The organism is uncultured Brachyspira sp., from assembly GCF_944390595.1.
Classification (GTDB): domain Bacteria; phylum Spirochaetota; class Brachyspiria; order Brachyspirales; family Brachyspiraceae; genus Brachyspira.
Map to the genome: position 1 here is coordinate 1 of NZ_CALXRN010000012.1, position 23,045 is coordinate 23,045.

Annotated in this window: 19 protein-coding genes and 2 pseudogenes; 13 read left to right on the forward strand and 8 right to left on the reverse strand. The window is 26.8% G+C overall.

Features of this window, described 5'->3' with window-relative positions:
• From Q0J90_RS00660 to Q0J90_RS00700, 9 genes and pseudogenes are all read left to right on the forward strand, one after another.
• Positions 1–218: pseudogene (locus Q0J90_RS00660) on the forward strand (hypothetical protein); the annotation flags it as partial.
• A 683-nt stretch (positions 219–901) separates the two neighbouring features.
• Positions 902–1,033 (forward strand): hypothetical protein, encoded by a 132-nt coding sequence (locus tag Q0J90_RS00665; RefSeq protein ID WP_297276090.1) that lies wholly within the window; start codon positions 902–904, stop codon positions 1,031–1,033.
• A gap of 116 nt (positions 1,034–1,149) precedes the next feature.
• Positions 1,150–1,359, forward strand: a complete 210-nt coding sequence (locus tag Q0J90_RS00670; protein ID WP_297276091.1) for a hypothetical protein — start codon at positions 1,150–1,152, stop codon at positions 1,357–1,359.
• Positions 1,360–1,861: 502 nt separating this feature from the next.
• Positions 1,862–2,464 carry a DUF2828 family protein gene (locus Q0J90_RS00675; RefSeq protein ID WP_297276092.1) on the forward strand — a complete coding sequence of 201 codons (603 nt, stop codon included), beginning with the start codon at positions 1,862–1,864 and terminating at the stop codon, positions 2,462–2,464.
• A gap of 52 nt (positions 2,465–2,516) precedes the next feature.
• Positions 2,517–3,362, forward strand: a complete 846-nt coding sequence (locus Q0J90_RS00680) for a DUF2828 family protein (RefSeq protein WP_297276093.1) — start codon at positions 2,517–2,519, stop codon at positions 3,360–3,362.
• Positions 3,363–3,664: 302 nt separating this feature from the next.
• Positions 3,665–5,425, forward strand: a complete 1,761-nt coding sequence (locus Q0J90_RS00685; RefSeq protein WP_297276094.1) for a hypothetical protein — start codon at positions 3,665–3,667, stop codon at positions 5,423–5,425.
• A gap of 806 nt (positions 5,426–6,231) precedes the next feature.
• A complete protein-coding gene (locus Q0J90_RS00690; RefSeq protein ID WP_297276095.1) occupies positions 6,232–7,458 on the forward strand; it encodes a phage capsid protein in 1,227 nt (408 codons plus the stop codon).
• A 185-nt stretch (positions 7,459–7,643) separates the two neighbouring features.
• On the forward strand, positions 7,644–7,886 hold the full coding sequence (locus Q0J90_RS00695; RefSeq protein ID WP_297276096.1) for a hypothetical protein: 243 nt from the start codon (positions 7,644–7,646) through the stop codon (positions 7,884–7,886).
• A gap of 6 nt (positions 7,887–7,892) precedes the next feature.
• Entirely contained in the window at positions 7,893–8,528 is a 636-nt protein-coding gene (locus Q0J90_RS00700) for an ImmA/IrrE family metallo-endopeptidase (protein WP_297276097.1), read from the forward strand.
• A 40-nt stretch (positions 8,529–8,568) separates the two neighbouring features.
• Here Q0J90_RS00700 and Q0J90_RS00705 read toward each other — a convergent pair whose 3' ends face one another.
• The 4 genes from Q0J90_RS00705 to Q0J90_RS00720 are packed head-to-tail and all read right to left on the reverse strand — an operon-like array spanning position 8,569 to position 11,834.
• Positions 8,569–9,318, reverse strand: coding sequence for a phosphate ABC transporter ATP-binding protein (locus Q0J90_RS00705; RefSeq protein ID WP_297276098.1), 750 nt, complete (start codon positions 9,316–9,318; stop codon positions 8,569–8,571).
• Positions 9,315–10,145 carry an ABC transporter permease subunit gene (locus tag Q0J90_RS00710; protein ID WP_297276099.1) on the reverse strand — a complete coding sequence of 277 codons (831 nt, stop codon included), beginning with the start codon at positions 10,143–10,145 and terminating at the stop codon, positions 9,315–9,317. Before Q0J90_RS00710 ends, Q0J90_RS00705 begins: the two co-directional genes overlap by 4 nt.
• Positions 10,142–11,050: a phosphate ABC transporter permease subunit PstC gene (gene pstC / locus Q0J90_RS00715; protein ID WP_297276100.1), complete on the reverse strand. Its 909-nt coding sequence runs from the start codon at positions 11,048–11,050 to the stop codon at positions 10,142–10,144. The genes Q0J90_RS00710 and pstC overlap by 4 nt, the downstream gene beginning before the upstream one ends.
• A gap of 7 nt (positions 11,051–11,057) precedes the next feature.
• Entirely contained in the window at positions 11,058–11,834 is a 777-nt protein-coding gene (locus tag Q0J90_RS00720; protein ID WP_297276101.1) for a phosphate ABC transporter substrate-binding protein, read from the reverse strand.
• 291 nt (positions 11,835–12,125) lie between these two features.
• On the opposite strand from Q0J90_RS00720, the gene Q0J90_RS00725 reads away from it, so the two are divergent.
• The 4 genes and pseudogenes from Q0J90_RS00725 (at position 12,126) to Q0J90_RS00740 (ending at position 18,287) form a co-directional block, all read left to right on the forward strand.
• Positions 12,126–13,112 carry a PepSY-like domain-containing protein gene (locus Q0J90_RS00725; protein ID WP_297276102.1) on the forward strand — a complete coding sequence of 329 codons (987 nt, stop codon included), beginning with the start codon at positions 12,126–12,128 and terminating at the stop codon, positions 13,110–13,112.
• A gap of 137 nt (positions 13,113–13,249) precedes the next feature.
• Positions 13,250–14,149 carry a nicotinamidase gene (locus Q0J90_RS00730; protein WP_297276103.1) on the forward strand — a complete coding sequence of 300 codons (900 nt, stop codon included), beginning with the start codon at positions 13,250–13,252 and terminating at the stop codon, positions 14,147–14,149.
• 154 nt (positions 14,150–14,303) lie between these two features.
• Complete coding sequence (aspS, locus tag Q0J90_RS00735) at positions 14,304–16,064, forward strand: aspartate--tRNA ligase (protein ID WP_297276104.1); 1,761 nt, start codon at positions 14,304–14,306, stop codon at positions 16,062–16,064.
• A 381-nt stretch (positions 16,065–16,445) separates the two neighbouring features.
• Positions 16,446–18,287, forward strand: a pseudogene (locus Q0J90_RS00740) (methyl-accepting chemotaxis protein).
• Between the two features lie 244 nt (positions 18,288–18,531).
• Here the strand turns inward: Q0J90_RS00740 and Q0J90_RS00745 are convergent.
• The 4 genes from Q0J90_RS00745 to Q0J90_RS00760 all read right to left on the reverse strand — a co-directional run.
• Positions 18,532–18,675, reverse strand: coding sequence for a hypothetical protein (locus Q0J90_RS00745; RefSeq protein ID WP_297276105.1), 144 nt, complete (start codon positions 18,673–18,675; stop codon positions 18,532–18,534).
• A gap of 200 nt (positions 18,676–18,875) precedes the next feature.
• On the reverse strand, positions 18,876–20,516 hold the full coding sequence (locus Q0J90_RS00750; RefSeq protein WP_297276106.1) for a Na+/H+ antiporter NhaC family protein: 1,641 nt from the start codon (positions 20,514–20,516) through the stop codon (positions 18,876–18,878).
• Positions 20,517–20,781: 265 nt separating this feature from the next.
• Complete coding sequence (locus Q0J90_RS00755; protein ID WP_297276107.1) at positions 20,782–21,621, reverse strand: hypothetical protein; 840 nt, start codon at positions 21,619–21,621, stop codon at positions 20,782–20,784.
• Positions 21,622–21,630: 9 nt separating this feature from the next.
• Positions 21,631–23,045 (reverse strand): methyl-accepting chemotaxis protein (locus Q0J90_RS00760; protein WP_297276108.1); only part of this gene is annotated, 1,415 nt, incomplete at its 5' end.

Sequence of the window (23,045 nt, forward strand, 5' to 3'; positions counted from 1 at the left end):
CTGTAAAGATTAGGGATAAATTATATAGAGAAATGGAAATTTATAAAACTGTTTTAAAAGAGCTTAATAGCAAAGATTACAGAAATGCTAAAAATGAAGTTAAAATGAAAGTGCTTGTCAATGTTAAAGATATTCAGGCAGAGGCGGATAAGCTTTCAAAGGCTTACAGCGATATTGATGTTATTATACAATCATCAAATTGGAATGTTGATTTATAATAATAATTTTTAAACGCACGGTTAATAATACTTTATTTATAATTAAAGTTTGAATTCATATTTCATTTTGTATTTTAATTCATTATTCGTGCGGTGAATACACTATAAAATTAAATAACGCTTGGGCGGGTGCTAATAAATTTTAATTCATCAATCAATGAAATAAAAAATTAAAATTGCAAAATAAATTAAAAAATTTATAGGGTGGGGTAGTGTAATTAAATTTTAAAACTTTATTTACATGCCCCGCCCTTTATTCTTTATAGTTAACTTTCAAATTTTTAATATTATCTATCTATATAACCTATTTAGAAATTTCAGCACCCACCCAAATTTTATTTAGGTTTAAAAAATATTGACAAATTTTGTATTAAACATAAAATTAAAAAAGATTCCTACAGCAAAATAATATAATCCATAAAGACTGGGTTAAATGGAATCTAGTTTTTGTATGTTAGAATCCTGAGACAAATTTAGGAGTAAATTAATTCTATGAAGAAAAAATATTTTTAGTATACATCGGAAAATGGACTTATAATGGAGCTTTCTTTGACTATTCTGAAGTATTTATTGATAAAAAAGGTGCATTTTATTTACAAGGTAAAATAGTTGATGAAGTCATTAAAAAGACAGATGATAATTATCAGGCTATTGTGAGAATTGATATGAAGGGCGGATATTTTATGGTAAGTGAACTGGATATAACATTTGTTTCAGAAGATACAGAAGTTGTTAAGGCTGTAACAAAAGAGATTGATCCTGATAAGAATGTTACAAGTGAAATAGAAGGTGAAGCTATTTTAATGAAAAATTAATATTGTTTTATATATTATTAAAATTATTAAAAAATATTTGGAGTTTTAATAATGAATAAAAAAAATTTTCAATTATAAAAATAATAGCAATATATTTTTCAGGAATAATTTTAACTTTGAATGGTGTAGCAGGATTGTTTTCTTTTATCAATACAAAAAATTATATTCATACTGTAGGAGTAGTTGAAGAGTGCGATAGAAGAAAAAGGGTATATAAATCTGGAGAAACTAGATATGAAAAAACAATGGTAATAAGATATGAAGCTGATAATCATGGAACATTATATGCTACTTTAAGAAGTTATTATCCATTTAGAAAAGTATGAGATGAATTGCCTTTATGGTATGATACTGATGAACCAAGCAATATAAAACTTCCTTTTTCTGATGGTATTTTTTCTATATTCAGTACTGTTTTAGGATCGCTAATAATTCATTTTGGATTTTATATTGTAAATAAAAATAGATAGCTATATTGCTGTTATTATACAAAGTTTATTTTTTACTTTATTAAGTATTTAAATATATAATCTGATATTTTTTATCTATTCAATATTATTTTAAATTATAATTAAAATATATATAATAATTTATTGAAAAAATGATAAACTATAATATACTATCACTTGTTTATAAAGAACTTTTTATTTTTTGAAATAATAATTTTTAGACACGAACAGCAATTTATTTCTGGTACTAAGAAGGTTCAAATCCTTTAGCCATTTTTAATGGTGTATATTGTGTCTAGTTTTTAATTCTATGCTTATTTTATTATAGGCATAGAATATTTTTTATTATAGAACTTCTTATTATAGGAGAATTAATTTTATGTCTTTTTTAGATTTGCTTAAAAATTCTTTTAATAAAACTTATACGCAGAATTTTGCTGATACTAATATTTCATCATTAAACGGCATAATAGATTTATTTGCAGCTATGGGAGCAAGCAGATTAAAAAAAGATGATGAATTATTAAAATATTTTATAGATGCTTGGAGAGAAAGTCCTGAGCTTACAGCTAAATCTCTAATGTATTTAAGAGATATAAGAAAAGGAGTAGGTGAGAGAAAAGTTTTCAGAAAATATATTAATATTATGATTAAACAAAATCATACTCTCACTGCAATAGAAATTCTCAAAACTATACCAGAGCTTAGAAGATGGGATGATATTATTTATATATGGTATGAGAATAGAGAAAATAAAAATATTTATGATTTTACAAAAAATATAATATTAGAGCAATTAGATAAAGATAAAACTGCTGATAATGTTTCGCTTCTTGCTAAATGGCTTCCTAGTGAAAATACTTCATCACAAAATACAAGAAACATTGCAAGAGAATTAATAAGACTTTTAAATATGGAGAGTAAAGAATATAGAAAAACTTTATCTGCTTTAAGAAAGAAAATAAAAAATAATAGAAAATAATTTAAGAGAAAAAGATTATACATTTAATTATTCTTCGGTTCCTTCACTTGCTATGAGAAAATATTCAAAAGCATTTATTAGAAATGATGAAGGAAGATACAAACAATTTTTTGAAGATGTAAAGTCAGGAAAAGTAAAATTAAATACAAGGGCCTTAACTCCATTTGATGTTATAAGAGAGATTTTAGACTGTGCCGAAGAAGATATAGATTCAAGAAAAGAAGAATTCGATTTAACTTGGAAAAATCTTCCAAACATTTTTGGAGATAATAATTTAAATGCTATTGCAGCATGCGATGTATCTGGAAGTATGGGAATGGCTTTGAATGGAGAACCATTAATATGTTCTGTTGCTTTAGGAATATATATAGCACAGTTAAATAAATCTGCTTTTCATAATCATTTTATAGATTTCTGCGGCGATTCTAAAATGCATGACATATCAAATATAAATAATATTGTTGATATAGTTAATTATGTTTTAAGATCATCTGTTGATTACGGTACAAATATAGATTCAGTATTTAAAGCGTTACTTGATACTGCACTCAAAAATCATGTACCGCAAGAAGAACTACCTAAATATATAATAATAATTTCTGATATGGAATTTAATCAATGCGAATTTCAAAATAAAACTAATTTTGAATATTGGAAAGAAATATTTAATAAAAATAATTACAAACTTCCTAGAATAATTTTCTGGAATGTAAACTCATTAAGCAGAATAATGCCTGCCTTAAAAAATGACGAAGTTTTATTTGTTTCTGGAAGAAGTCAGAATGTTATAAAAAATATAATCAATATAGACAAATACGATTTAACAAATCAAGATGAAATATCAATTCTTTTAATACTTGATACTTTGAAAGATTATAGTATAGATATAAAGGATTGATATATACCTAAACAATTATATTTTGTCAAAATAATTTTTTTAATTTAAAATATTTGCAGGGCTTTGCCACGCACACCAGTTCTTTTTTATAGTACTTCCTTCGGTCGTAAAAGAACTGTGGGGCAGAGCGGTGGGCAAAGACCCATATATTAAAACAAAAATATAAATTTATATTTTGACAAATTGCCATTTTGCAAATATAATATTTTTATAAATATTAAAAAATCAATATATAAACGACTATTTTTAATTGGAATAAATTCATCATTGTATTAGTAAAGTAATTATCATAGGAGCAATTAATGAATGCTATTAACTATTTTTTTGTGAAGCATATAGAAAAGTGCCAAAAGGAACTGCATGATTTTGAAACAAATAAATTTAAAGAAGTAAGAGAAGATTTAAGAGTAGAAACAAGAAAATACATAGAAGAAATAAATAATTTTTTAAGAAGTATCAATGCAGAAAGTTTTACTGATTTTAACGGATTTAATAGCAAAATAAAAACTTTCAATGAAGAACTAAACAGAATAATGAAAGCAAGCGCCAATATATCAACATTGGTTTATGTAATACAAAATGTAAGTGAAGACGATTTTTACACATATACGGATTTTATAAGTTATTTTAATTGCGATGATGAATCATTTAATAATTTTGATGATATATATATCAAACAATTAAAAAGATTTGATAAACTCATTGAAAAATCAGATGATGATTTTGAGATTTATAAAGAGCGAGGAGATTTAAAGTCCGAGATGGGTCTTTATGATGAAGCTATAAAAGATTATGAAAAGGCTTTAGAGTTAAATTCCAATTATGAAGAAGCTAAAAATGCAATAGAAAAAATTAAAAACGATAAGATAAATTTACTAAAATGCGAGAATCTGCTAAAAATTAAAGCAGTTTCTAATTTACTTGAACTAACAGAAAATGAAATATTTAGTAATGGTAAAAGTCTTGCAGGCAAATATTTAAAATTAAAAGATATAACATATAATATCAGTAACTTTAGAGATAACCTTACAGAGTTTGATAAAGCTATGGAAGAGTTTATTAATGAAGTAATAAATAACAATATTAAATTTTGTAGTAAAGAAGCTAATAAAATAATTCATAACATATACGAAAACTATATTAATATCATAAATATCAATATAAATAATTTATTAGTACCATCTAACAATTTAACAAATTTGTTTGATGACAGATTTGCTATATCTAATATAGAGATCTGTGCTCCTATGTATACAAACGGATTAATTCAATTTGTATATGGAGAACCTAAGAGCTCAAAAACTCATGTAATTTGTTATAAAATAAAATATATAACAGAATTAATGAATAAAAAAGCAGCAGTAATTGTTTTGAATGAACGACAAGCTGATGCTGAATTATATAGTCAATTATCTAAAGATTGTACTGTATACTCTTTAGCTTGGGATAATCCTGTATTAGTAGGGATAACCAAAAAACAAAGATTTCAATTATTTAATGAAATTTTTGAAAGAATTGCAGCAGATCCGGATATAGACTACGTTGTAATAGATTCTTTATCAAGATTATATGAATTGATAGAGAATGTAGGCATAGGTGAGACTGAAGACACAAAAGAAGGCGGTCAAAAATATACCTGTAGGGATTATATTAGAGATAATTATATTTGTAAAATAAAACAATATGATAAATCTCTAATAGCTACTCTATTGATTGAGGGAAAAAATTCTCTTAGCACAAAAGTAGCTAAGTATTTAAAAGGTCTTGGTAATTCAGATCTTGAATTAAGTGCTTATTTGCTTAGTAAAGGAATATTTCCTCCAATAAACAAAAGAAGTAGTTCTACTAGAAATATTTTGAGTATTATAAAAGATGCTAAAAAGAATTTCTTAAAAACTGAAATAGAGTTAGTAGAAAATTTTGAAAAAGTTAAAGCTGAGGTTGATGATAGAACTTTAGCGATAGTGCTTACAAATCAGCATACAGATAGAGAACTTGAAGAAGCATCTTTTAATTTTGAATGTTTGTCAAAAAATTTTAAATTTAGAAGTCTTTTAGAATAATTTTTTAATTTAAAATATTTGCATGGATTTGCCCACCGCTCTGCGTGCTTACGCAGCACCCCAGTTCTTTTATTAGTATAAAAGAACCTATATCCTCAACAAGCTCGGATACGCTTCACGAAGAACTGCATTTTTAGTCTAAATTTAGGTTATATTTTACATTTAATAAATATTTTTAAAATATAAAGTTATAGCAATTGCGTTTTTTGCTACTTTTTTGTGCGGCAAAAAAGTAGATAATATCTATATAAAGTGCATCAGTTGACAAACTTAAAAATTTTCACTATATACTGTAAAATTAAATAACGCTTGGGTGGGTGCTAATAAATTCTAATTGAGTAATAAGAAAATAAAAAATTATATTGCATATTTAAATTATAAATTTATAGGGTGGGCAAATGTAATTTAAGCTTTAAAACTTTTATTACATTCCCTGCCCTTTATTCTTTATAGCATATTTTTAAATCATAATTTAAATTTCTTTATTGCTTTATTAGAAATTAAAGCACCGCCCAAGCGTTTATTAAATTTAAAATCTGTTTTAACTAAAATGCATTATCCCTAACGTACATTGTACTTTCTGTAAGAAAAAGCATTACCGTTCGGCAAGTTTTTATTAGATTTTAAAACTATATTATACTACGATTAATAGTTTTATTTTTTATAGATTTGATTGTATTAAAAACTAAATTTATTTTTCTTACCGTGCGTATTTTAAATTGAGTTTATTACTAATTAAATAAAAACTTATAATCACTTATATTTTTTATTATTAATATAAAGATTAATTTTTAAGGTTTTTATTTATGCAAAATACAGAAAATAAACAGTCTAAAATAGAAAAAATTATTGAAGAATATGATAATAAATTGAAAGATAAAAACAGAGAGATAGAAAAATTAAATGACGAATTAAACAGAGTGTCTACTAACAATTATAATTCAGGCATTCCAAATGTGATATCAAATAGAGGAGATGAAAGCCATGATTTTTCATTTCCTCATAAATGGGCATTAACTTGCAAGAGAATGGAGAACTCTATTTATCTTGAGCCTATACTTCAATTTTACAGAGGAGTTTTTAATTCTTTTAATTATTTTTTTGAAAGGCCAAAAGAATGCGAAGATAATGAGAAAGTAAATAATGCATACGATTTTTTTATAAGTCAATTTGAAAGAGCAGGCGGACTTAAAAACTTAATAGTTAATGTTTCTTATAATGCATTAGTTTACGGCTTTTGTTTTTTTACTCCTAAATTAGAAGTCTTGCCTGCTAGGGCTTACGGATTTAAAGGAAGACTTGACGGTTTAAAAGGATTTAAATATTATGATCCTTCTTCAATATACAGATTTAATTTTGATGATCATGACAGCGATGAAATAAAAAGTATAAGCATTATAAAAAAACATAAAGAAATTTTTAATGGTTCATTAAATTATGATGAAGCTAGTATTATAGATATAGATTTTGATTTAGCTTTAGCAGGATATGCAAGTTATGGAAGCATTGAAGGCGATATTATAGGAAAGCCTTTTTTATACAGTGCATATTCACTTTGGCAGATTTTAGAATCTATGGATAATAGTTTTAATAGGAATTTAAAAAATATAGGCGAGCATAGTTTTAATTTTATAGCAAACACTGAACTTAATGATTCAAAGCGTAAGGAGGCAGAACGTGAAATAAGAAATTTTATAAATAACGGCGGCGGAATTTTTATTTCCAAGTACGGTAAGATAGAAAAAATAGAAAGTATTGATGCTAATGAATGGTATAATTTTAGAGACAGTATGCTTTCAGCCTTATTCAAAAATAAAGGTGTAGATATTAAAGCACTTGGTCTAAACAAAGGAGCTACTAAATCATTAGCGGAGCTTACTCAAGATAATGCACTTCTTATGGCAAGCGATATTGTTTCAGGTATAATCAATTATATAAATAATAGTTTTATAAAAAGATATTTTGATTTGAATTTCAAGAGTTTAAGACTGTCAGGCGAATGCGATTATTTCAGAATTTCTCATTCTATATAAAAAATAATTATCAATAGAATAATTTTATATATAAAAATATGGGTAAATCTAATAAGTATTGAATTTTTATATGTATATACAGTTGTTATTAATTAAATTTTGTATATACTATATTTATATATAAATTCAGTTATCATTTTTTGTTGTTTTACGATATTAATAAAAATCATTTTAAGGGGGCATTTATGGCAGTTAAACTTTTCAGTAAAGAAGAATTGCAAAAATGCACTACAGAAAAAGAAGTAGAAGCATATTTTGATTCTTTGGATATAGAAAAAGATGATTATGAAAAAAAAATAAATGCTTTAACAGAAGCTTTAGAATCCCAGGAAATAAAATGCTTTTCTGAAACTTCTTTAAAAAATAGATATAAAGATATATTAAGTATATTTTTAGATGAAGAAGTTAGAATGTACAGGGGATTTTAATTTGATATGGATAAACCAAATTTACAAGAAATAGCTGACAGATGCGGATATAATAATGTTTATAATGAATCTGAAAAACAAATAAATTTATTGGATAGTTTGCAGAAGAATTTAATTGATAGTCTTATTAATAAATATATAATAAAGTCGTTACTTTCTCATTGGAAAAGTGCTGTAGAAAATATAGTTTTAGAGACAAGACAATATAAATTTAAAAACTATTGTAAAGAGACTTCATATACAAATCCAAAAGTTATAAAAATAATGAATGTTGCACTATACAAAATATTTATAAAAGAAAAAGAACTTTTTGAGTATGGATATACTTTAAAAGATAAATATAATTGGGTTGATGTTATAGTTATAAATGAAAAAATGACTATTAAAGAAAAACGTTGTGTTGTAGCACATGAATTAGCTCATATAATTATAGATAGAATATTAAAAGAAAATATAGATATAATCCCTAATATGGATTTCAATAATCTTAATGAAGAAGAATTAGCCAATATATTAATGTGTTACATACTTTTGGACAAATCATTCTTTTATAAAAATGCACAATTTGAAGATTATGTTATTACAGATGTTTTAAGCTTAAAAGAACTGAGAGAAAATATATTGAAAAAATATAGAAAATAATTTTTTAAATAAAAGTTTTATTTGAAGTTAATTATATTATTTAGCTGTCCATAAGTTTTATATAGCTTTTTATTATAGGATTCTCATTGTTATCAAAAATATCTTCAAGTTTTCCGTTTGCTAAAACCTTGCCGTCATACATAAATACTGCATTATCCGATATTCTTTTAGCCTGTGCTATGTTGTGAGTAACTATTATAATAGTATATTTTTCTTTAAGGCTCAATAATGTATCTTCTATTTTGTTTGAGTTTATAATATCTAAAGAGGAACAAGGCTCATCAAGAAGAAGTATATCCGGTTCAACACTTAAACTTCTGGCTATGCAAAGTCTCTGTTTTTGTCCTCCGCTTAATTTTAATGCGGACATATTTAATTTATTTTTCACTTCATCATAAAGACTTGTCATATTTAAAACTTCTAATGTTCTTTCTTCTATTTGTTTTTTATTAAATCCGTAATATTTTAAAGCATAGCTTATATTTTTATAAATTGACATTGGGAATGGGGTAGGGGTTTGAAATACTATTCCTATATTTTTTCTTAATGTTTCAACAGGAATATTATTAGTATTTATATTATTAAAATATATATCACCTTTTATAATGGCGTTATTTTCTTCTAATATAATTTTATTTATAGTTTTTAAAAGAGTGCTTTTCCCGCATCCGCTTGGACCTATTATGGAAGTTATTTTATTTTTTTCAAAATCAATATTTATATTATCAAGTATATTCTTTTCTCCATAATATACATATACATCTTTTAATTTTAAAACAATATCATTCATATTTTAACCCTGTTTATAATTTTTAAAAATCTCAAAAGTACAGCAAAAAAGTTTAATATTAAAACTATTAAAAGAAGAACAAAAGCTGTGGCATAAGCATTTTCTGCAGATATTCCTTGAGTAAGAAGTATATACAAATGATAAGGCAGAACCATAGAAGGCTTAAATATAGAAGTTGTTAAAGGAGCATTTATTACAGCACCGGTAAACATCAATGGAGCAGCAGCCCCTATAGCTAAAGCATTTGCAAGCATAATTATAGATAAAGCCTTTATGCCGATTTCTTTTAAAACTATATGAATTATAGTATATGACTTGCTTATACCTAAAGCATAAGAACTATTTATTATATCATTGTCTAATTCTTTTAATACTTTTTTTATTCTTATTGCTATAAAAGGCAGAATCATAATAGACTGAGTTATGGCCATAGAAAGTATTGATTTTCCAAACCCTAAATATAATACGAGCATGGCATATCCGAATAATCCTAAAACAATGGAAGGAATTCCTGCTATGCATTGAAAAATTATATCAAAAAAAGAATTAACAAATTTGTTTTTATTATAAAATACTAAATATATTCCGGAAGATATGCCAAGTACGGATGATATTAAAGATGAAAGTATAGACGTATATAAACTTCCTACTATGGCAGGAAATATTCCTCCCTCCTTTCCTAAAATAATACCCTCTGGCTTTCCAAAAATAAAATTTATATTAATGGCATTTCTTCCTTTATAAAATATAAAGATAAATATAAATGCTATTATAAAAATAACTACAGTAAAACTTATTACAGCCCATATCTTAATTAAATTTTTCATAATTCCAATTTAAGCAAATATTTTTTTAAAAAATGAACAGATATATTTATAATGGATAGTGTAACCATAAGTATAGCACCGCTTGCAAATAATGCACTGTAATGAAGACTTTTAACTTCCGACATTCCTATTTCTAAAGCAATCAATGAAGCTATCGTTTCAGCCTTTCCTAATAATTTTGGAAAAACTAAAGAATTACCTATAACCATCATAACAGCCATAGTTTCTCCTAAAGCCCTTGATATTGCAAGTATGAATCCTACCAAAATTGCATTTTTAGAATTCGGTAAAATTAATTCGGATATCATATACCATTTATCTATTCCAAGAGAAAGAGAAATATCATTATAATTCTTTTTTAATATCATCATGCTTTCTGTAATAGTTGATATTATAAACGGAAGTATCATAAAAGATAATAATATGCTTGCCGCTAAAACAGATTCCCCTGCAGACATATTAAGTATTGGTATATGTTCAAAGAATTTTACTATTATAACCAAACCAATAAATCCGTATATAACAGAAGGAACAGCAACTATCAAATCCATCAAAGATAGAGAAAAAGAACGTACAAAGTCATTAGCAATAAATGTTAAAAATATACTGAATCCTATGCCTATAAATAAACTGATTAAAGTTGAAAGGAAAGCTGTGTATATTGTGGCAAGTATAATATAAAAAATCCCATAGCTCTCAGAAACTCCGAAAGCTAAGGGACGCCATACTTTTCCAAATACAAAATTATATAATCCTATATGTTTTAATATTGGAATACTCTCTTTGATTATAAAAAATATAATAAAAGCTAACAGCATAATAGATAAAAAAGAAATTAGTTTTATAAATAAAGAAAAAACAGTTTCTTTAATATTAGATTTATTATTATAAGAGTATTCCAACATTTAATAATTATTTTACAGGAATATATCCGTTTTCTTCTATAACTTTTTTTCCAGCATCGCTTAATATGTAATTTACAAAAGCATTCTCATCTTCTGAAATATCAGAATTTTTTATAAGCATTAATGGTCTTTGTATTTTATATTTTCCGCTTAAAATGTTTTCTTTGCTTGCTTCTTCTCCATCAACTTTGAAAGCGAATAATTTATCTTTATTTTTGTTATAAACACCATAAGAAGCATAACCTATAGCATTTTCATTTTCTGATATTTTTTTGTAAAGCTCTTCCATAGATGAAGTTTGAATAGCATTAGATGATATTTTGCTTTCTTTCATTATAGAATTTTGAAAAACTTCATAAGCTCCGCTGTTTGAATCTCTTACTATAACTGATATTTCTTTTTGAGGCAAAGAGGAATCAATATCGCTCCAATATTTATATTCGCCTGAAAATATTTTTTTAATAGTACCGCTGTCTAAATTATCTTTAATTTTTACTATTGGATTTTTAGCATTAACAGATATTGTCAAAGCATCTGAAATTACTAAAAATTCCTTGTAATTAGACATTTTAGATTTTTCATCATCTTTTATATTTCTTGATATCATTCCGAAATTTGCTTTATTATCCAATATGCTTTTTACTCCGGCACCGGAACCTGAAGCTGAAACAGAAATAGATATTTTTTCATTAGAAACCATAAAGCCTTTTCCTATAGAAGATATTATAGGAGCTAGAGAAGATGATCCTTCAAAAGATATAATTGTTTTAGATTTGTCTGACATGATACAATCCTTCCTTATAAATATTTGTAATTATAATTAATTTAACATTTTCAAATATAAAGTCAATATTTTTTATTATATGTAATTTTAAAAATATAAAAGTATTATTCTTAATAATTATGTAAAGTTAGCGGTTTAGGGTGATTAATATTAAAAAAGTGTTATTTTTTATATAAAATTGTAAATTTATTTATATTTTTTTGTAAAAAAAATTGACATTTAATAATAAATAGATTATAATGTAAATATAGCTAATAAATGCTTTACAATATATTTATATAAGGAGTATTTATGAGAAACTCAATTTTAAAAGTAATACCTATTTTAGCAATATCAGGAAGTGTTTTATTTGCTCAATATGATGCTTATAATAATTACAACAATAGTTATGATCCTTACAATACCCAAAATAATACAGCAAATAATTCTGATTATAACAATCAAAACAACAGTTATTATAATTATTATAATGAGTTTATGAAAGCTTTAGCTCAGCAGGCACAAGACCCTAACAGTATTTATTACAGCCCTACTTTTTCACAGCAGTATAACAACTATTCTCAAAACCAAACACATAATAATCCTTATCAGGAAGTTATGGATGCTATGAGTGCTGCTTCTGATAATTATAATAATCAGAATAATAATGGTTATTATGGCAATAATCAAAATACAGCAGTTAACCCTTATGAAGAATTGATGAAAATGCTTGAAAAAGAATCTCAAAATCCTAACAGCCCTTATTATAGTCCTAATGCATCACAGAATCAAAATAACAACAATAACAACAATAATAATTATAATAATCAGAATTATCAAAACTATAATGCCCCTGCAAATTCATCTCAAAATCCTTATGAATTGGCAGCACAGGAATTGATAAAAGCAGCGGAAGAATCAAGCAGACAGGCACAAAATAATAATAATAATTATAACGATCCTTATAATAACTATGCTCAAAACGGCGGATATAATGATCCTAATAATTACGGTGCAGCTGACAATTATAATAATACAGCAAACAACTATGGTGCTGCTGATAATTATAATAATACTCAAGATAATTATGGCAATGCAAATCAGCAAAATAATAATTTCTATACTCCATTTGAAGTACCTCAGGCCGTTTTAGATACTGCAAAAAGAACTTATCCTAATGCTGAAATATGGGCAATAGATATGGAATATATAGATATTTATGAAATAAAAATGAGCAATATGATGGAGCTTTATATTGATAAAACAGGAAAATTATTATATCAGCAATTTGATGATTAATTTGATTCCTTAAGAACTTATTTAAATTTAGAAAAAGGGGCTTTTATAAAAAGGCTCCTTTTTTTTATAATATATTTGATTTTAATTAAAAGATTTATATACTAATTAAAAAATAAATAAAATTTAGAGGTTTCATTATGTCTTTAAAAGTACCTTATGAAAATATAGTAAATGAAGAATATATAGGCAAAGAGATAAATCCTATTAATCAGCAGAGTATATGTCAATTATCAGAGCAATATAATGCTGAATTATCAAAAGGAAATATTAATTTGCTTATAGTAGATCCTCAAAGAGATTTTATAGATATGGAAAAGGGAGCATTAGCTGTTAATGGGGCTTCTGAAGATATAAAAAGAATAATAAGATTTATTTATAATAATATGGATAGAATATCCAATATATATGTTACATTGGATACTCACATATATGATTCTATTTTTCATCCTATTATGTGGAAGGATTCAAGCGGCAATAATGTATCTCCTTTTACAGAGATTACATTAGAAAAAATAGAAAACAATGAGATAATACCTGTTTATGACAGAGATATACAGATTAATTATGTAAAAGCATTAAAGGATCAGGGAAGTCAGAATTTAATGATATGGCCTTATCATTGTCTGCATTGTACAGACGGATGGCTTATAGAGAAACAGCTTTCAAATATGCTTTTATTTTTTGAGATGTCAAAAAAAATATCGGTAAGAAAAATCTTAAAAGGGCAGGATTCATTTACAGAAATGTACGGTGTAATAAGAGCAGAAGTTATTACAGAGTCCAATAAAAAATATGATGATTCTTGGGTTTATGAAATAAAAAATGCTGATGAGATATATGTATGCGGAGAGGCTAAAGATTACTGCGTTTATGAAAGCGTAAAACAGTTCTGCGAGGTTTATAATAATGATAAAAACACAACTGAAAAAGTCAATGTAATGATGAACTGCAGCAGTGCTATAGGTGATAACAATGTATGCGAACAAAAATATCATGAGCTTTCCAAAAAATACGGTATAAAATTAATAAATATATAATATGCTTGATTTAAAACTATGCTGATTAATATTTGTTAATATAGTTTCGCGGCATGTTAAATATTATATTTTTATATATTATAAATCATTGATTTTTCTATCTATTTATAATATAATTATTATGTTATTTAAACTATTTAGAAAGGAAATTAATATGCGTTTTAAAAGTGCTTACAATGGAGTATTAACAAAAGACGATATCGGCAAAGAAGTAAAGCTGGCCGGATGGGTTTTAAGAAGAAGAGATCATGGCGGAGTAATATTCGTAGATTTAAGAGATAAAACAGGTTTTGTACAAATAGTATTTAATCCTGAAGTAAATAAAGAAGCACATAATGACGCCCAAAATTTGAGAAGCGAGTATGTTATTAGTGTTGAAGGAAAGGTTAGGGCTAGAAGTGCTGAAATGGTTAATCCTAAAATTCCTACTGGTGAAATTGAGGTAATGGTAGAAAAATTAGAATTGCTTAATACATCAGAAACTCCTCCTTTCTTATTAGAAGATGATATTGATACTGGGGAAGATATAAGACTTAAATACAGATATTTGGATTTAAGAAGACCTAAAGTATTTGATAACTTATATAAGAGATTTTTAATTACTAATGCATTTAGAAAGCATTTAGCTGAAAACGGATTTATAGATGTGGAAACTCCTATATTAAATAAAAGTACTCCTGAAGGTGCCAGAGACTTCCTTGTTCCTTCAAGATTAAATGCCGGAGATTTCTATGCATTGCCTCAGTCTCCTCAAATATTCAAGCAAATACTTATGATTGGCGGTTTTGACAGATATTATCAAATAGCTAAATGTTTCCGCGATGAAGATTTGAGAGCAGACAGACAGCCTGAATTTACTCAAGTTGATATTGAAACTTCTTTCCTTAATACTGATGAGTTTTTATCTATAATGGAAAAAGTTACTGCTAATATAGTTAAAGATGTTTATGGTATTGATTTGCCTACACCATTCCCTAGATTAAATTATTATGATGCTATGGAAATGTACGGAAGCGATAAGCCTGACACTAGATTTGAATTAAAACTTATTAATGTTGAAGATGCTGTTAGAGGATGCGATTTCGCAGTATTCAAAAATGCTTTAGACAACAAATTTATAATAAGATGTTTGAATGCTAAAGGCGGAGAGAAATTAAGCAGAAAAGATATTGACGACTTTACTAAATATGTCGGCATATTCGGAGCTAAAGGTCTTGCTTGGATGAGAGTTACTGAAAACGGACTTGAATCTAACATTGTTAAATTCTTCTCTGAAGACAATCAAAAGAAAATCTTAGAAGTTACGAAAGCAGAAAAAGGAGACTTATTATTCTTTGTTGCTGACACTCCTAAAGTTACATTCGATGCTTTAGGTAATTTAAGATTAAGAGTTGCTGAAAAATTAAACTTAATAGATAAAGATAAATTGAATTTCTTATGGGTAGTAGAGTTCCCATTATTTGAATATGATCATAAAGAGAAGAGAATATCAGCTACTCACCACCCATTTACAGCACCTGTACCTGAGGATGTTTCTTTACTAGATACTGATGTTTTAAAAGTTAGAAGCGATACTTATGACTTGGTATTGAATGGTAATGAGATAGGCGGCGGCGGTCAGCGTATTTATGACAGCAAAGTACAGGCTAAAATATTCAGTCTTTTAGGTATAGATGATGAGAAGGCAAAAATAAGATTCGGATTCTTACTTGATGCTTTAAAATACGGTGCTCCTCCTATGTGCGGTATGGCTTATGGTATAGACAGAGTTGTTATGCTTTTACAAAAACAAGACAGCATAAGAGAAGTTATAGCATTCCCTAAAACTCAAAAAGGTCAATGTTTAATGAGCGGATGTCCTTCTACTGTTGATGATGATCAATTAGAAGAGCTTCATTTAAGAATAGAAGAATAATTTTTTATATTATAAATATTTTTTAATCTCTTGCTTTTTTATTTTTATAATAAGCAGGAGATTTTTTAATATATTTTATAAATAATTAAATTTTTTATATTTTTATATTGACGGTATTTGAATATTATGTTAGTATTCAAATATATGTTAGGTTTAATCAAGCATCAAGCATCAAGCATCAAGCATCAAGCATCAAGCATCAAGCATCAAGCATCAAGCATAATTTTAAATTTTGGGAATTATTTTATTACTTTAACGTCTAATAAATAATCAATATAATAAAATTTTAATATTTTATAGTATTAATTTAATCAAAGATTTTAATGCATCTGTTTTAGTATATTTTTTATATAATAAAAAATATTTTTAGGATTTTTATATATGAAAAAATTTAATAGTATATCAGTAAAATTACCATTTATTTTAAGCATTTCCATAGTTATCATATCTTCATTTATAATTTTATCTTTGCTCAATGCTTCTACAAAAGAAATTATGAATTATGTTAATAAATATATGGAGTCTTCAGCAAATGGATATTGTAATTTTTTGGATAAAGTTATAGAAGATCAAATATTACTTGTAGAAAGTTATTCCAGCATGCCTATAATAATAGATTATCTTAAAAATAATTCGAATGAGATGGAATCTGATATTTTTATTACTTTGCAAAAGGTTTTAGATAATAATAAATATATAACAAATGCATATATACTTTCTTCTGATTCAACTGTCTTAACATCATATAAAGGAGATTATGCTGAAAAAGCTATTAAAGCTTCTGAGGTATATCCTGACTTATGGAATACTTTCATATCTAAAAATTATGATGTAATTGTAGCTGATACAATATATAAATCTGATATAAATAATGGATATGTAATTCCAATGCTGCATCCTATTTTTGATTATGATAATAATTTTTTAGGAGCTTTTATAGGTTTTATTGATTGGTCTTTAATAATTAGAGATAGTTTGGATAGATTTGGAAATACTTTTTCAAAGGAAAATTCGATTTTTATTATTAATAATAATAAAGAATGTGTATATCATAATATAATTGAAGAGCTTAAAAATACAATTGATTTTAATATACCTTTAGACGAAAGTGCAGGAGTAATTAAATATAATTATTTTAATATAAATAAATTAGCATTTTTTAAAAAAATGAATTCAATGCCTTGGACTCTTGCAGACGGAATTTCAGAATCATTAATTTATTCGGCTAGCAGAAAAATGCTTTTTAATGGAATTATAATAGGAATAATAGGCATAATAATTTCTGTTTTATTTTCATTTATTTATATAAGAAGAACCATTAAACCAATAAAATATATAGTTGAAGAAGCTAGAGAAATATCTCTTGGAAATTTAACTATATGTTCTAATATAGAATTAAGAAATGATGAAATCGGAGAATTATTAAATTCATTTTGTGAAATGAGATCCAAATTTTCATATATGATAAAGGAAATATTAATATCTTCCAGAGAAATAACTAATGCAGCTAATGAACTTTATCAGGGAAGCGAGGATTTAGCAAAGAGAACAGAATATCAAGCTTCAAGTCTGGAAGAAACTGCTTCTTCTATGGAGGAGATGGCTTCTACTATAAAGTCATCTGCACAAAATTCAATTGATTGTAATAGTGTTATGTCGGATTCTAAAAATGCTGTATTAGAGGGAGGAAATGTTATAGCAGATACTACAAAAATGATAGAAGAAGTTTATGAAGCTAGTTCTAAAATAAGAGATATTACAAAAGTTATAGAAGATATAGCTTTTCAAACTAACATACTTGCTTTAAATGCATCAGTAGAGGCAGCAAGAGCAGGAGATCAGGGAAGAGGCTTTGCAGTAGTAGCATCTTAAGTTAGAAATTTAGCACAAAACTCGCAATCTTCTGCTAAAAACATCACTTCACTTATAGAAGATATTTATGAAAAAATTAATAAATCAGCAGAAATGGCAAGACATTCTCAGGAAATATTTACAGATATAGAAGTTAAAATAACAGAAACTTCAAAGATAATGAATGATATAAGTAATACAGCATTAGAACAGGAAGCAGGAGTTGATCAGATAAATATGGCTGTATCAAAAATGGATGATATTACTCAGCAAAATGCGGCATTGGTAGAAGAGTCAACAGCAGCCTCTAAGTCTTTATTGGAGCAGGCTAAGCATTTAGAAGATTTAATGTCTTTCTTCAAAGTTCATTAAATTTTAGTATTTTAAACTAAATAAAAAAACTAAAAACAAGTTAATCTTATTAATTGCCAGCGATAAACTCTCTAAAAATTTAGCCGACAGCTAAAATTATAAGATGTTTGTTTATCGCTTTAAAAAACTTATGACATAACTAATATTTAATTTTTATTACTAATATAAGCCATAATAAAAAATAATAATTTCAAATATATCTATAAAGAATGAAGGATATGGTATTAAAATAGAATTTTATACTTTAATTATTATCTATTTTATTATTTTTTTCTGTACTATCATCTGTACAAATATTTTCAATTTTTTCATTTAAAACCTGAAGTACATTTTCAAATCCTTCATCGAAATTATCAATCGCATCCATTATAGTTTCAAAGATATCCATAAAATACAATCCTTTAACATTTATTTTTGTTATATTATAACGGATTCATGTGTCAAAAATTGTCATTTATATATTGTTTAATAATTTTATAATAGAAAATATTTATAAGTTTTTAGATAGCAATGATTGATAAAAATTTTTATAATAAAAAAACCTCCGATATAAAATTAATCATATCAGAGGTTTTTTATATTTAAAAATTATTTAGAAGATGATAATTTAATTCTAGATATTTTATCATAAAAATTAGGAGCAAGCATGGCAAGTACGCACATTACTATAAATCCTACTAATAAAGCAGCTATCGGACTTAAAGTAATACCGCCTATAACTACTCCTATAAATGCAGATACCGCTACTAAACCTGCATAAGGAATCTGTGTGGCAACATGTTCAAGCAAAGGACAGTTGCTTCCAGTAGAAGAAAGTATTGTTGTGTCTGATATAGGAGAACAATGATCTCCGAATACTGCACCTGAAACTACAGAACCAACGCTTATTAAAAGTACATTTAAAAGAGCATCGCCTGTGTATCCATTACCCATAGCAAGTCCGTTAGCTATAGGTATAACTATAGGTATAAGTATAGCGAAAGTTCCCCAGCTTGTACCAGTAGAAAAAGCAATAACGCATCCTAGTAAATATCCTATTGCAGGAAGTATCCAAAGAGGGAATCCGCCTCCTTTTACAGCTTCAGAAAGAAAAGCAGCAAGTCCAAGTCCTCCGTCAGTAGGAGAAGATTTTATAACGCTTCCTATAGACCAAGCTAATGCAAGTACTACTAAAGCAGGAACCATTGATTTTATTCCTTCCATGATAGAGTTTCCAGCAGAACGTATGCTTAACAATCTTCTGGCGATATAGTATATATACATTATCATAAGAGAAATTACAGCACCATAGAATAAAGCTTTTGAAGCATCAGTATCCAAAAATGCCTGATTTAAAGATACGCTTGACATAGCTTGAGAGAAAGTAGTTATTCCGTCATTTCCAACTAATCCCATATATGTAGTCACTGGGAACATTGTAATACACACTATTATAAGTATAACTATAGCTATAACCATATCATACCATTTTGCTTTATTATTTGATGAAGTTTCCATATTTCCAGGACATGCACCGTATAATTCCTCATTGAAAAGTTTTCCATTTAAAGCATCATCCTCGCTTCTTTTCATAGGTCCGAAATCTTTAAATACCAAAGACATAAGAACAACAAAAGCCAATGCAAGAAGAGGATAAACAGAATAAGGAATCATTTTTATAAAGAAAACAAACTCACTCATATTTAACGATTCAAAACCTTCAGAATCTCTTATGTAGCTCATAACAGTTACTACCCAAGTTGATATTGGAGCAAGTATACATACAGGTGCGGCAGTTGAATCCAATATATATGCTAACTTTGCTCTTGAGATTTTATTTTGGTCAAAAGCAGGACGCATAACTGTTCCAACTGATAAACTATTAAAATAATCATCTATAAATATTATAAGTCCGAAAAACCAAGTAAATATTAATATGCTTTTTTTGGTTTTAAGATATTTGCTTGCCCATAAACCAAAAGCTTTAGTTGCTCCTGTTTTTGAAAGCATGCTTACAAAAGCACCAAGCAATGCACAAAATAAAAGTATGCGTATATTCCAAGCGTCTCCGCTCATTTCGGCAACCTTGTCTGTAAATATTGTAATTGCTGTAAATACATTACCATGTGCTATTATTAAAGTACCTGACAGTATACCAAGAGTAAGAGAAATAATTACCTCTTTGGTTACTAAGGCGAGTATGATAGCTAAAAGCGGCGGTATGATGCCTAATAAACCATAATGTTCCATAATGTTCACTCCTAAATAATTTTTTTAATGGTTATAAGTTATCATATATTTCTAAAATCCTTTAAATAAAAAAAACCCCCTTACTAGGGAGCTATATAATTATTTTTTATATTTGCATAAATAATAATTCAGCACTCCCAAAGAAAGAAGAGTTTTTTTAGCTTTTTATCAAAAAAGAAATTAGTCATTTATAATTAACCTTTACTTTTAATAGTAAAGCTATTTTATATTAAAAATAATGCTTTGTCAATACAATAAAATTATATTAATTAAATTTATAATGAATACTATATCTTTTTGTAATTGATTTATCCCCATAGCATATCAATACTATATAATAAACTTTTTTGGGCTGAAAGTCTGATGATACATTATTATTATTTCCATGCTTTAAATAATTAAAATTTTCATCAAATAGAATCATATCTGCATTATCAGCATCACTCAAAATGATATTGATAGAAGTACTTATATCCGTAGAATTTTCTACTTTATAACAATCAATGTCTACTATGTTTTGAGGTTTAATATATGGTTTTAATGTATCATCTATTGTTATATTTGAATAGCTTTTAATAAAATATCCATATATAGGTTCATTAGGCGACTTTATATAATCGGAGTTCATTAATGTATTATTTGGTTCTTTTTCATTATTTACTATAAAATTATTTTTAAATGTAAATTTCAATTCATATTTTGACTCTGAATCAGAAGTAAGTTTTAAAAAATAATTAGTATTTTCAAATAAGATATCTTTTAAATTTATAACCGAATCATAATTTAGTATATCTTTAGTATTTAATTTTAATAGAGTGCTGCTGCTGTTTAATAATTCTAATTGAACAGCGGCATCTTTATTTTCAATTGAAATATTAAAGTCCATTGCAAACCCATTAGTAGGGCTTATATGATAATAATCTATATCGCTTGAATTATTAAAGCCGGCATTAATATGTGTATCTGCATCTATAAATTGAGAGTACTCTATAGTATTATTCGGCTCTATTTCATTTTTAATTATAATATTAGATATATTATTTTCATTAGTATTATTACTGCATGATAAAATTAATACAGTAATAAATAATAATAAATATTTCATTATTATATTTTATTCTACTTTAAAGAAACTCATAAGCTCTTCCAAATGATTAGCCTGTTCAAGCAAAGATTTAGAAGCTGCTGTTGACTCTTCCACTAATGCGGCATTCTGCTGAGTTATATTATCCATTTTGCTTACAGCAGAATTAACCTGATCAACTCCTGATTCCTGCTCCAATGCTGTTTGGCTTATATCGCTCATAATCTTAGAAGTCTCTTCTATTTTCATTTCTATATCTGTAAATATTTCCTGAGAATGTCTTGCCATTTCTGCTGATTTATTAATTTTATCATATATATCTTCTATAAGCAGAGTGATGTTTTTAGCAGAAGCCTGAGAGTTCTGAGCTAAGTTTCTTACCTCACTTGCTACAACAGCAAAGCCTCTTCCCTGCTCTCCAGCTCTTGCCGCCTCTACAGAAGCATTAAGGGCAAGTATATTAGTCTGAAAAGCAATACCTTCTATCACTTTAGTAATATCTTTTATTTTGGCACTAGCATCATAAACATCTTCTATCATTTTTGTTGTATTGGCTATGACGCTTCCTCCTTCTACTACAGCATTTCTTGACGCTATCATTACGTTATTTCCGTCTACAGAGTTTTGGGCAGATGATTTTATAGTAGAAGCCATTTCTTCCATAGAAGAGGCAGTTTCTTCAAGACTTGAAGCCTGATATTCTGTTCTTTGAGCTAAATCTTCGCTTCCTCTATGAAGTTCCTCAGCAGCATTTGCTATTTCTTTAGATGAAGCTAATACTTCAGAAATTACCTCTACAAATCGGTTTCTCATAGTATCAAATGACTGAGATAATTCTCCAATTTCATCTTTTCTCTTATTTATTTTAGACGTGAATATAAAATTACCATCTGCCATTTGATGAGCTTCATCTACTATATTTTTGAGCGGTTTAATAAGTTTTCCTATATAGAAAGCTGATACTATAGAAGATGCTATGATACCTGCTATTCCCAATAGTATTCCTATTATAGTCATTTTTCTGCTTTCAGCATATAGTAAATCATGTGTAATTCCAGCCATCATAAACCAAGGCTGAGTTTTCATTCTTTTAAAGAATGCTGTTCTAGTAACATCATTAAATGTATATGTAAATATTCCTGAAATTTTTCCGGCAGGAGTTTTTAAAGATTCATTTGCAGTAATTCCTATATTTGAATCAATATTATGATATACACATTGAAGATCATCATTTAAAACAAATATGGTTCTTTTTTCAGATAATTCTGATCTGGCATCTTCTAAAGTTTCATTGATAATTCTTGACCAATCAACAAATGCTACAAAACTTCCTATAAGCTCATTTTCCAAATTATAAATGGAATGCACTACAGGAAGAACATATCCTTTATTTATATCAGACTTGTATATATTATCGCTTGCAGCATGATCATATCCTGAATCTG

Excerpts from the sequence above, each read along its gene's own strand:
- Q0J90_RS00665 (WP_297276090.1), top strand. The coding sequence starts at position 902 with ATGGTAAGTGAACTGGATATAACATTTGTTTCAGAAGATACAGAAGTT.
- Q0J90_RS00675 (WP_297276092.1), top strand. The coding sequence starts at position 1,862 with ATGTCTTTTTTAGATTTGCTTAAAAATTCTTTTAATAAAACTTATACG.
- Q0J90_RS00680 (WP_297276093.1), top strand. The coding sequence starts at position 2,517 with ATGAGAAAATATTCAAAAGCATTTATTAGAAATGATGAAGGAAGATAC.
- Q0J90_RS00685 (WP_297276094.1), top strand. The coding sequence starts at position 3,665 with ATGAATGCTATTAACTATTTTTTTGTGAAGCATATAGAAAAGTGCCAA.
- Q0J90_RS00690 (WP_297276095.1), top strand. The coding sequence starts at position 6,232 with ATGCAAAATACAGAAAATAAACAGTCTAAAATAGAAAAAATTATTGAA.
- Q0J90_RS00695 (WP_297276096.1), top strand. The coding sequence starts at position 7,644 with ATGGCAGTTAAACTTTTCAGTAAAGAAGAATTGCAAAAATGCACTACA.
- Q0J90_RS00700 (WP_297276097.1), top strand. The coding sequence starts at position 7,893 with ATGGATAAACCAAATTTACAAGAAATAGCTGACAGATGCGGATATAAT.
- Q0J90_RS00705 (WP_297276098.1), bottom strand. The coding sequence starts at position 9,318 with ATGAATGATATTGTTTTAAAATTAAAAGATGTATATGTATATTATGGA.
- Q0J90_RS00710 (WP_297276099.1), bottom strand. The coding sequence starts at position 10,145 with ATGAAAAATTTAATTAAGATATGGGCTGTAATAAGTTTTACTGTAGTT.
- pstC (WP_297276100.1), bottom strand. The coding sequence starts at position 11,050 with ATGTTGGAATACTCTTATAATAATAAATCTAATATTAAAGAAACTGTT.
- Q0J90_RS00720 (WP_297276101.1), bottom strand. The coding sequence starts at position 11,834 with ATGTCAGACAAATCTAAAACAATTATATCTTTTGAAGGATCATCTTCT.
- Q0J90_RS00725 (WP_297276102.1), top strand. The coding sequence starts at position 12,126 with ATGAGAAACTCAATTTTAAAAGTAATACCTATTTTAGCAATATCAGGA.
- Q0J90_RS00730 (WP_297276103.1), top strand. The coding sequence starts at position 13,250 with ATGTCTTTAAAAGTACCTTATGAAAATATAGTAAATGAAGAATATATA.
- aspS (WP_297276104.1), top strand. The coding sequence starts at position 14,304 with ATGCGTTTTAAAAGTGCTTACAATGGAGTATTAACAAAAGACGATATC.
- Q0J90_RS00745 (WP_297276105.1), bottom strand. The coding sequence starts at position 18,675 with ATGGATATCTTTGAAACTATAATGGATGCGATTGATAATTTCGATGAA.
- Q0J90_RS00750 (WP_297276106.1), bottom strand. The coding sequence starts at position 20,516 with ATGGAACATTATGGTTTATTAGGCATCATACCGCCGCTTTTAGCTATC.
- Q0J90_RS00755 (WP_297276107.1), bottom strand. The coding sequence starts at position 21,621 with ATGAAATATTTATTATTATTTATTACTGTATTAATTTTATCATGCAGT.